This is a genomic window from Pandoraea sp. NPDC087047, assembly GCF_044745225.1.
GTDB lineage: Bacteria > Pseudomonadota > Gammaproteobacteria > Burkholderiales > Burkholderiaceae > Pandoraea.
The window spans coordinates 90,964-101,653 of sequence record NZ_JBIUZU010000001.1 but is presented as its reverse complement, the minus strand read 5'-3'; the positions used below and the strand labels follow the sequence as shown (position 1 = coordinate 101,653).

Genomic DNA, 10,690 nt, shown 5'->3' with positions numbered 1-10,690 from the left:
CCCTTTGTTACTCCGTTCGGACCAGCCGCCGGAACGATCTCAGTGACTGCCACCCAGATAGGCCGCACGCACCTTGTCGTCGTTGCGCAGACTTTCTGCGGGACCGTGCACCGAGATGCTGCCGTTCTCCAACACGTAGCCATAGTCGGCGACGGCCAGCGCTGCGGCGGCAAACTGCTCCACGAGCAGCATCGTCACCCCTTCGGCCTTCAGATTGCTGATGATGCGAAAGACTTCGTCGACCAGAATCGGCGCCAGCCCCATCGACGGCTCGTCGAGCAGCACGATGTCCGGGCGCAGCATGACCGCACGGGCCATCGCGAGCATCTGCTGCTCGCCGCCCGAGAGCGTGCCCGCCAACTGATTGCGTCGCTCCTTGAGGCGCGGGAACAGATCCATCGCGCGCTCCAGGTCGGCGGTTACGTCGCCTCGCGGACGGCTCCCCGTCAGGCGGGGAAACGCGCCCAGGCGCAGGTTGTCGGTCACCGACATGGTGGCGAACACGCGCCGTCCTTCCGGCGAATGCGCGAGGCCCAGCTTGGCGATGCGATGCGAGTCGAGCCCGTCGATACGCTTGTCGCCAAGCGTGATTTCGCCCGAGGACGGCTTGATCATGCCGGAAACGGCACGCATGGTGGTCGTCTTGCCTGCACCGTTCGAACCGATGAGTGTCACGACCTGGCCGCTCGGCACGTCGATATCGATGCCGTGCAGCACCTGCACTTTGCCGTAACCGGCTTGCAGATTACGAATGGAAAGCATAGTGGTTCCGTTTATCCGTCGTGGCTGTCAGTGCGCGGTCGATGCGCCGCCCAGATACGCCTCGATCACCTTCTCGTCGGCCTGAATCTGCGCAGGCAGCCCCTCGGCGATCTTCTGTCCGAAGTCGAGCACCGATACCGTCTGGCAAGTGCTCATCACCACGTCCATGTGGTGCTCGATCAGAATGACCGTGATGCCGTGATCGCGAATCTTGCGAATGATGGCGAGCAGTTCGCGAATATCGGGCGCGGTCAGGCCGGCGGCAGGCTCGTCGAGCAACAGCAGACGCGGGTCGAGCGCCAGCGCCCGGGCGATTTCGAGCAGGCGTTGCTTGCCGTACGGCAGATTGCGAGCCTCCTCGTCGGCCAGCGGGGCCAGCCCCACGAACTCAAGCAGTCGCATGGCGCGGGCACGGGCGCCGTCTTCCTCTCGACGGTAGCGCGGCAGCCGTAGCGAGACGTCGACCAGCGTCGAGCCGAACGTGTGATGCAGGCCAACGAGCACGTTTTCCAGCGCCGTCATTTCACCGAAGAGCTGCACGTTCTGGAACGTACGCGCCACGCCCGAGAGCGCAATATCCGACGACGTCCGTCCGGCCAGCGATTGCCCGGCGAACTCGATGCTGCCCGCCGTGGGCACGTAGATGCCCGTGAGCACGTTCATCATCGTGCTCTTGCCCGAGCCGTTCGGTCCGATCAGTCCGTGAATCGTGCCGCGTTTGACGCTCAGGTCCACTTGATTGAGCGCCTTCAGGCCGTCGAACTGCATCAGCAACTGACGCACCTTGAGCAATTCGTCCGGCCCGCTTGCGGCGGCCGTGAGCACCGGATCGCCGCTGCTGGTCACCGACTCGTCGACCTGCGTTGCCGAGACGGTGAGCGTGCGGCGGCGATGCAGGATGCGCGTGCGCAGGAACCCGATGATGCCGTCAGGCAAGTAGTACACGACGAACAGGATCATCAGCCCGAAGATGGTCAGACGCCAATCCGTGATGCTGTCTCGCCACCAGGTCACGCCCGCGAGCGCAATCGTACCGACCACCGGCACCACCGCCTTGGCCAGCGAGGTGCGCCCGCGCGCAATGGCGAACACCGCCACGATCGTCGTCACGACGGCAATCGCCGACGCGACAACGCGGAAGATGCTGATGTCGTCGAGCAACTGCGGCAGCAACACGATGATCGCCGCGCCCAGCAACGAGCCGCTGCGTGTCTTGCGTCCGCCCATGATGACGGCCAGCAGGAACATGATCGTGAGCTCGAAGTTGTACGTGTTCGGCGAGATGTACTGCTCCGAATACGCGTACAGGCTGCCCGCGAGCCCGGCGAAACCCGCGCTGATCACGAACGCATACACCTTGTAGCGATACACCGATACGCCCATGCAGTCCGACGCCACCGGCGAGTCGCGCAGCGCCTCGAAGGCCCGCCCGAGGTGCGACTTCAGAATGCGGTGCGCCACGAGCATGCTCACGAGCAGCAATACGGCGACGATCCAGTAGTACTCGACTTCGTCGATCGGATGCCCGCCGATGACCGGCTTCGTGAGCTTGATGCCCAGCGGCCCCGACGTCAGGAAGTCCATCTCGTTGATGAGAATCTGGATGATGGTGCCGAACGCCAGCGTCACCATGGCCAGATACGGGCCGATCACGCGCAGCGCGGGCAACGCGAGCACGGCACCGAACGCCGCCGTGACCAGGATCGCGGCCGGCAGCGCGAGCCAGAGCGAGAGCCCGAGCTTGGCGAAAAACACACCCGCGACATAAGCGCCGATGCCAAACAGGCCCGCGTGGCCGAGCGACACCTGCCCCGTATAACCCACGACGATGTCCAGCCCGAAGAGCAGGATCGCGTAGATCATGATCGTCTCGATCATGTGGATGTAATACGGATTGGTGACGGCGACAGGGAAGCCGAACAGCGCGACGATGCCAAAAATGGCGGCGAGCTTGGTCGTCACGCGCAGGCCGCCGAGATCGCCGGCCCCGCGTGCATTGGAGGTCTGTGCGGTCATGGTTACACCTTCTTGATGGCGGTCTTGCCGAACAGGCCCGCCGGCTTCACGGCCAGCACAAGCAGCAGCAGCACGAGACCGGGCACGTCTTTGTAGCCGGTCGAAATGTAGAACGCGGTGGTCGTCTCGGCCACTCCGAGGATCACGCCGCCCACGAGCACGCCCATGCCGCTCGAGAGGCCGCCGATGATCGCCACGGCGAAGGCCTTGAGCCCGAGCACCGCACCCATCGTGGCACCGGTGAGCGTGAGCGGTGCGACGAGCACGCCCGCGAACGCGGCAGCCATCGACGACAGCGCGTACGAGAACGTAATCACGAGGCTGGTGTTGATGCCCATGAGACCGGCGGCGTCGCGGTCGTTGGCGGTGGCCACCACGGCTTTGCCGTAGATCGAGCGACGGTTGAAGAACTCGACGGCAGCCATCATGAGCAATGCGCCCACGACAACCAGCAGCTCCATCGGCAGCACATTCGCCCCGAGCAGACTGATGGGCGACTCCGGCAGCGGCGACGGAAATTTGAGATCGTCGCGTCCCCAGACGTTTTCCGCAACGTTCCGGAAGATGATGCCCAGCGCAATGGTGGACATGATCCAACCGAACTCCGACTTGATCCGTAAAGCGGGCTTCACGCCAATGCGCTCCACGAACGCGCCTTGTACAAGGCCGAACAGGCAGACGATGGGGATCATCAGCCAGTAATTCAGACCGAGGGTGTCGACCAGCGTCAGGCCGACCAGCGCGCCGAGCATCAGCGCTTCGCCCTGGCCAAAGTTCAGGGTGCCGGACGTCGCGAACGTCAGTTGGTAACCGAAGGCGATCACGGCGTAAATCATCCCCAGCGCGATACCGCTGTAGATGAGTTGAATCAGGATGGTCATGCGGTCCTCTCTCGCGAGTGCGAGCCTACGAGCGATGCACGGGAGGCATTCGAGGCTTGTGCCGCGCGCCGGTCCCGAGTGCCGGCGGCGGGCGTGGGTGCGAAGACAGCGCGCGCACCGCACCCGGACGCCCCGTTGCCAGGGGCCCGGGGCACGGGCGGCGCGCGCCGTCGTTCACCCGTCATGGCTGCAAAGTGCAGCGCTGGGAGGATATGCGGCTTACTTGATCGTCTTTTCGCGAACCTTGCTGCCGGCCTTCAGATCGGTGTCGTAGGCATACACAACGCGACCGCCCTTCACTTCGCCGAACACCGGGATGTTAGCGGTGATGGCGTCGTGATCGTCATGCGTGAACGGTCGATCGTAGGTCGTGACCACGCCTTCGACCGGCGTCTTCAGGTCTTCCAGTGCGGCGCGCACCTTCGGGCCGTCCGTGCTGCCGGCCTGCTTGATGGCCGCCGCCAGCAGGTAGATCGAGTCGTAGCCCTGCGCTGCCGAGACCGCCGAGTCTATGCGGTTGTTCTTCGGCTTGAACATGGCCAGATAGGCGTCGATAAAGGCCTTGCGCTTGGGCGTGTTGGGTTCCTGAATGAACGTCTGCGGCATGCGCGCGCCTTCGCCGTTCGCGCCCGAGTTGTCGATGTAGTTCGCCATCGCGAGCGTCCAGCTACCCACGATCGGCAGCTTCCAGCCGAGCTTGCCCATGCCGTTGGCAATCTGCGCCAGTTCCGGGCCGATACCGTACGTGAGGATCACGTCGGCGCCCGCCTGCTTGGCCTTGAGCAACTGGGCCGTCATGTCGACGTCCTTGATGTTGAACTTCTCGACGGCCACCGGCGTGATGCCCTTGGCCTTGAGTGCCTTTTCCAGATCTTCACGACCGAGCTGACCGTAGTTGGTCGAATCGGCGAGAATCGCCGGCTTCTTGAAGCCGCGACGCGTAATGGCTTCTTCCACGATCATCGGCGCCTGAATGCTGTCCTTGGCCGCGTTGCGGAAGACGTAGTTGTCCGGGTACTGGGGCGGCTTGAACTGGTCGGTAATCACCGTGCCGGTCGCCACGTTGTTGAACACCGGAATTTTGGCGTCCTGATAGAAACGCTGCGAGGCGAGCGCCACGCCGGTGTTGATGTAGCCGACGGTCGCGACCACCTTCTCCTTGTTGATCAGTTCCTGCGCCACCTGCACACCGCGCTCGTTCTTGGCTTCTTCGTCGCGCTCCACAAGCACGATCTGACGGCCGAGCACACCGCCCGTCTTGTTGATTTCCGCTGCGGCCAGACGCACGCCGTCGCGCATGGAAACACCCATCGACGACGAACCGCCGGTGAACGGACCGGACACGCCGATCTTGATCGGATCGGCCGCGATGGCCATCGAGGCAGACAGGGCAAACGCGACGGCGCCAGCCATGAGCTTGAATCGGAATTGCATAAGGGTCTCCTTCGGTACGATGCGTTTCGGTATGACGCTTTTTTTGCTGCGATTTCCTGGTGTCGCAGGCCCTGCCGTGGATGCGCGAGTCACGGGATGTCCCCCCGTCGCACCGCCCCGGTCCTTGTAATTCGTGTCAGGGCGATACCGTCAAGCACGCGTCGAACGACCAACCTAGCGCGCCGATTATGTGATCGCTGAGTTTCGCCCGCAAAGGCGGGAATACCCCTACGGGGACGCGGGTTTACGCCCCGATATCGCCAATTGGCGCGGGTTTCCAAGGAGTTTTACGGCACGCGCCCATGTCCGGCGCGTGTCAGGAGAACGGCACGGAGTGCCAAAGAATTCGACCCGCATGACGGGTCGTAAGGCAGTTGTAAGCGAAGGCGATTATTCGCCTGGGGCGATCACTTCGCGCGTGCCGTTTCGCCCCATCGGGCTGACAAGTCCGGCGGCTTCCATCTGCTCGATGAGACGCGCCGCGCGGTTGTAGCCGATGCGCAATTGCCGCTGGACCGCGGAAATCGACGCGCGGCGCGAATTCAGCACGAAAGCGGCCGCCTCGTCGTAAAGCGGATCGGCTTCCGCGTCGCCGGTCGATTCGCCAAAGAGATCGGCCGCGGCTGCGTCGCCCGGATCGCCCGCGAGAATCGCTTCGTCGTAGTCCGGTTCGCCGTACTGCTGCCAGTGCTGCACCACGCGATGCACCTCGTCGTCGGCAACGAACGCGCCGTGAACCCGTTGCGGATAGCCCGTGCCCGGCGGCAGGAACAGCATATCGCCCTGCCCCAGCAGCGATTCCGCGCCCATCTGATCGAGGATCGTGCGGGAATCGATTTTCGACGACACCTGAAACGCCACGCGCGTCGGAATGTTCGCCTTGATGAGACCGGTGATGACATCGACCGAAGGACGCTGCGTCGCGAGAATCAGGTGGATACCGGCAGCACGCGCCTTTTGCGCCAGACGAGCGATCAGTTCTTCGATCTTCTTGCCCGCCACCATCATCAGATCGGCCAACTCGTCGATGACGACAACGATGAACGGCAGACGGTCCAGCGGCTCCGGTGCATCGGGCGTCAACGAGAACGGATTGCTCACCTTCTCGCCCGCCTCGCGCGCGGCGTCGATCTTTTCGTTGTACCCGGCGAGATTGCGCACGCCGAGCGCCGACATCAGCCGGTAACGCTTTTCCATCTCGCCCACACACCAGTTCAGCGCGTGAGCGGCCTGCTTCATGTCGGTAACGACGGGAGCCAGCAGATGCGGAATACCGCCGTACACGGACAACTCCAGCATCTTCGGGTCGATCATGATGAGCCGTACGTCGTCCGGCGTCGCCTTGTAGAGCAGCGACAGGATCATGGCGTTGACCGCCACCGATTTGCCCGAACCGGTCGTGCCCGCAACCAGCAAGTGCGGCGCACGCGCCAGGTCGGCGACGACGGGCTCGCCGGTGATGTCCTTGCCCATGGCCAGCGCGAGGTGCGAGCGATGCGCGTCGAACACGGGCGCCGTCAGAATCTCCGAAAGACGGATCATCTGACGCTGCGCATTGGGCAACTCCAGCCCCATGCACGTCTTGCCGGGGATCGTCTCGACCACACGGATCGACGTCACGCCCAGCGCGCGCGCCAGATCCTTCATGAGGCCGACGACTTGCGCGCCGCGCACGCCCACCGCCGGTTCGACTTCGAAACGCGTAATCACCGGTCCCGCCGATGCGCCCACGACCGTGACCGGCACCTTGAATTCAGCCAGACGCTGCTCGATCAACTGACTCACGGCGGCCAGCGCTTCGTCAGAGACGACGTTGGCGATGTCCTGCGACGTGGCAGGCGAGAGCAACTCGACCGGCGGCAAGTCGTAATCGATCACGACGCGCGGCGGCGGCAGTTCGTAAGGGGTGTCTGGCGAGAAGCTCGCGGCGCGCAGGGCAGTTTGGGCTGAGGGGGCCGACGTGCCGAGGAACGACGTGGGTGCAGCCGCCGCAAACGATGGAATCGCGGGCACAGCGGCAGGCGTTACGTGCTGCGGCGTGTCGCGTGTGATCGTCGCATGATCGTCCGACGTGAACGGTGCGCCGTCGGCACGCGCCCATGTGCCATCCGCCCGCAAGACGTAATGCGGCTTGGACGAGGGTTCGATCTCGGCATGCGCGGGATGCGTCGTGTGAACATCAGGGATGTCGAGGACGTCAGCGACTTCATCGACTTTAGCGACATCAAACGGGGGCGGCTCGTCGAGAACGTCAAGAGCATCGACAGGGCCGAGCGCGTCGTCTGCGGACGCTTGCGCCAGCGCTTCTGCCGCGGCGTTGACCGTTGTCTTCACCGGTTCGGAAACCGGTGGCTCAAACGATTCCACCGGCGATGCAGCCAACGGCGCAGCGGGCGCCTCAATCGGTCCTTCACGGACTTCGACGCTCGCCAGCACATCCGCAAAAACGAACGGACGAAACGGGGGATTCGGCGAATTCGGGGCGGCCAATTGAGGTCTCGATGTCGGCACCGGCGAGACCGGCGCAACGGGGGCCGCGAAAGCCGCATCCGGGCACACCACTGGCGAAGCCACGGGCGTCGCTATCGGCGACACAGTCGGCGGCAAGGTCGACGAGGTAATCGGTGGCACCGTCGGCGACCCATCGATCGCTCCGGAAACGAGGGTGGGTGCGTCGAGTTGGGGTGTCATGGCAGCAGGCTCGGCTGCCGCTGCAACGTGTTCGTGATGTGCGGATACCGTTTGTGGAGCATCAATGGCCATTGCCGAGGACGTTTGCATCGATGCGGGTGCAGCGGTGCCGTCGGTCGACTCGGGGTTCGTCCATTGACGCAGATCACGCAGCAGAGCTTCGGCCTCACTGCGTAGCGCGGCCATCGCGTCAAGACGTGCCTGCTCCGCCGCGCGTGCAGCTTCCAGTTGCGCCAGCATCTCCGGCGTGGACCCCGCCGGGACAACCTCTTCAGGAATGTCCGGGACGTCGTTGACCGACCAGTCGATCGGCGAAAACGCGGAGATGTCGGAGGAAAGCGGTGTGGCAGCGTCGGCGGCAGACCATGACGCCGCCCCCCGCATCACGGGTGTGGCGGCAGGACGTGCCATGGCCACCGATGCAACTGGCTGCACGGGGGCTGCGCTCGCGACGGCAGGTGCCGGAGACATCGGGGCCACCGCAGTCGCTGAAGCCGCCGGGGCCGGAGCATCGTCAGCCCCATGGGGCACGGCGTGCACACCCGGCACCGGCGGACGCGGCGCAACAGGCGGTGCGCCGCGTGGCGGAATATCTTCCAGTCCCAACTGTGGCTTGCGAAACGGACTATGCACGACCGTGCCACGCAGATGCGCGGGGGCCATGCCAACGGGACGTCGATACCCTGTCGCACCGGGTATCGACGTGGAGTGAAGCGGATCGGCAGGCGCGCCGGACACTGCTGCGCTCGAGGTGCCCGATGCGCCCGATACCACCGATGCGTTCGAAACCACCGGCGCACTCGCAACAGGCGATGCCGGGCGAGAGGTCACAGGCGCAACGGCACGCGGCTCTCTCGGCCCCATGCCCGGCTCGGCGCGCACGAATTCCGTCATCCGCAGCGTATCGCCGCGACTTGGTCCGGCGGCGTAGGCGCCCCGCGGCAACACCGGACGCGTCCCCGCCGCAGCGCTGCCAGCAGCCCCCACGGATGCCGCGGCACCAGCGCCAGCAACAACAGCGGCGACACCACCACGCCCGGCCGACGTCCCCTTCCCTGCCGCTCGCACGCCGACACCACCGCCAAACGACGGCTCGGTGCGCGGTGCACCGCGCGTGGCCAAAGGCGGCGGCTGCATGGCGTCCAGACGCGCGCGCTCCTCGTCGGACAATTTCCATGGCGGTTGTGCCGCGAGGCCGCGACGGCGCGGCACCGGCTCTTCGCTCAGACTGCCAACATTGTGATGACCCTGCCCCAGCGTCGGCGTGAAGCCACCGCGCTCGCCACGCTCGCTCGTCTCGAACGACACGTGCGAGCGGCCGCGCACCGGTTCGCGCGCGCTGGTGTCGAAGCCGCGCGATTCACGCGGCTCGTATGACGGTGCGTCGTCTTCGTCGTGGGCAGATTTGCCGCGCGAGAGCATGCCCCACCAGGTGGTGCCGAAGACTAACGGGAGGGAAAAGAGGAGGACGAAGCCTGCAACGCCCATCGCGAGCGAGTTACCCAGCGCGACGTGCAAGCCATGAGACAGGGATTGGCCGACGCTGCCGCCAGCGGTATTGCCGTCGCCCCCCGTGAGGGCGGCCAGCGTGGCGCTCGACACCATCGTGAGCGGAACGCCAAGCAGCATACGGAGTGTGCCGGGGCCGAAGATTCTTATCTCACCGCCAAGCAGACCCCGTACGCCAGGCCAGCACAATGCCAGCAACCAAAACGTCGACAGTCCGAACCAGCCAAACCCCATAATCGCTCATTGCATCAGGAAAACCCGGAGAGCGATTGTAGCAGGTAGACCACGGCACGGCGGCCCCGCGGCATGGTCTTTTGCGCACTCGTGTGTGCCCATGCCGGCGAGCATGCCACCCGTTATGCCTGACCGTGCGTCCCGGTCGGGCGCAGCGTCGGCGTCGCCTCTTCCACGCGACGCTCGACAGCCGCCACCGGTGTGGCCTCGTCGGGCACCACCAGACTCAGATTGCGGCGGCGCAGCGAGCGCCAGTCGACCTTCGGGAAGACGTCTTCGCTCAGTGCGCTGATGCGCGACAGGTTCTCCACACGCACGCCGCGCGCGCGCAAGACATCCGCCGCCTGACGGAACGACGGTTCGATCAGATTGGCAAACTCGACATCCAGACGCGTCTGCACGCGAGTCTGCATCGTTTCGTAAAAGCGCGGCGTCTGCGAAGCGTCGCGCAGATCCAGACCGTGCATATACATTTCGGTGAAGCCCAGCCACGTCGCCACCTGTAGCGCGAAATACGCCACCGTGCCGCCATGGAAGAATCCGTTGTCGATATCGAAGCTGAAACCGAGATGACTCTTTTCGCCGAAGAACGCCGCGCTGGCCGAGATCTGCGGATCGGCGCGCAAGGCTTCGGGGGTGCGAGCCGCTTCGAGGCCGCGCTTGAAGATGTCGTCGACGAGATAGAACCGGCAGCCGAATGCGGAGGACGGAAACATCTCCAGCAAGCGCGCGAGCACCACCGGGGTGACGAACAGCACCAGATCGCGCGACACGATACGGCGCGCCAGATCGGGACGCTGGCGCACGAAGCCGGCATCGAGAATGCAGTAGTAATTGAACTTGATCGGCGCGCGGTCGACCAGCGCGATCGCTCCGTTCACGCCCATGACGTGATGCATCGGCAGCGCGTCGTAATCGATATCGGCGACCGACGGGCCGCTGGCGATGATGTGACAAGGCAGGCGTCGCAGGCGCTGCAACTCGGCGCGGCGCGCGAGAGGCACATGACGACCGCGCCACGTGAAGCGCTCGATAGCCCCCATGGCGTCGCGCTCGATGCGCGCGTGCGGCCACAGCCTTTCGTTGTGCCGCCACTTTGCCGTATGGCTGTGACGGTAGACGAGTTTGAGGATTGTCGAAATCATTGTCGTTGTTTTGGTTAG

The 10,690-nt window shown here is 64.7% G+C and carries 6 protein-coding genes; all 6 read right to left on the bottom strand.

The genetic code is table 11. The features are described 5' to 3' along the window. Positions 1-39 precede the first annotated feature (39 nt). Entirely contained in the window at positions 40-762 is a 723-nt protein-coding gene (locus tag ACIPHM_RS00405) for an ABC transporter ATP-binding protein (RefSeq protein WP_400323170.1), read from the bottom strand. Positions 763-789: 27 nt separating this feature from the next. Next, positions 790-2,778, bottom strand: a complete 1,989-nt coding sequence (locus ACIPHM_RS00400; RefSeq protein WP_400323167.1) for an ATP-binding cassette domain-containing protein — start codon at positions 2,776-2,778, stop codon at positions 790-792. 2 nt (positions 2,779-2,780) lie between these two features. Continuing rightward, the gene (locus ACIPHM_RS00395) at positions 2,781-3,659 is read right to left on the bottom strand and encodes a branched-chain amino acid ABC transporter permease (RefSeq protein ID WP_400323164.1); all 879 of its coding nucleotides are present in this window, start codon (positions 3,657-3,659) and stop codon (positions 2,781-2,783) included. A gap of 219 nt (positions 3,660-3,878) precedes the next feature. Further along, entirely contained in the window at positions 3,879-5,093 is a 1,215-nt protein-coding gene (locus ACIPHM_RS00390; RefSeq protein ID WP_400323161.1) for an ABC transporter substrate-binding protein, read from the bottom strand. A gap of 390 nt (positions 5,094-5,483) precedes the next feature. Continuing rightward, on the bottom strand, positions 5,484-9,413 hold the full coding sequence (locus ACIPHM_RS00385; protein WP_400323158.1) for a DNA translocase FtsK: 3,930 nt from the start codon (positions 9,411-9,413) through the stop codon (positions 5,484-5,486). Positions 9,414-9,649: 236 nt separating this feature from the next. Beyond that, positions 9,650-10,672, bottom strand: coding sequence for a hypothetical protein (locus tag ACIPHM_RS00380; protein WP_400323155.1), 1,023 nt, complete (start codon positions 10,670-10,672; stop codon positions 9,650-9,652). Positions 10,673-10,690: the final 18 nt, after the last annotated feature.

What these genes read in the sequence shown, in the direction of transcription:
- ACIPHM_RS00390 (WP_400323161.1), bottom strand. Translation starts at nt 5,093, where the DNA reads ATGCAATTCCGATTCAAGCTCATGGCTGGCGCCGTCGCGTTTGCCCTG.
- ACIPHM_RS00395 (WP_400323164.1), bottom strand. Translation starts at nt 3,659, where the DNA reads ATGACCATCCTGATTCAACTCATCTACAGCGGTATCGCGCTGGGGATG.
- ACIPHM_RS00385 (WP_400323158.1), bottom strand. Translation starts at nt 9,413, where the DNA reads ATGCTGCTTGGCGTTCCGCTCACGATGGTGTCGAGCGCCACGCTGGCC.
- ACIPHM_RS00405 (WP_400323170.1), bottom strand. Translation starts at nt 762, where the DNA reads ATGCTTTCCATTCGTAATCTGCAAGCCGGTTACGGCAAAGTGCAGGTG.
- ACIPHM_RS00400 (WP_400323167.1), bottom strand. Translation starts at nt 2,778, where the DNA reads ATGACCGCACAGACCTCCAATGCACGCGGGGCCGGCGATCTCGGCGGC.
- ACIPHM_RS00380 (WP_400323155.1), bottom strand. Translation starts at nt 10,672, where the DNA reads ATGATTTCGACAATCCTCAAACTCGTCTACCGTCACAGCCATACGGCA.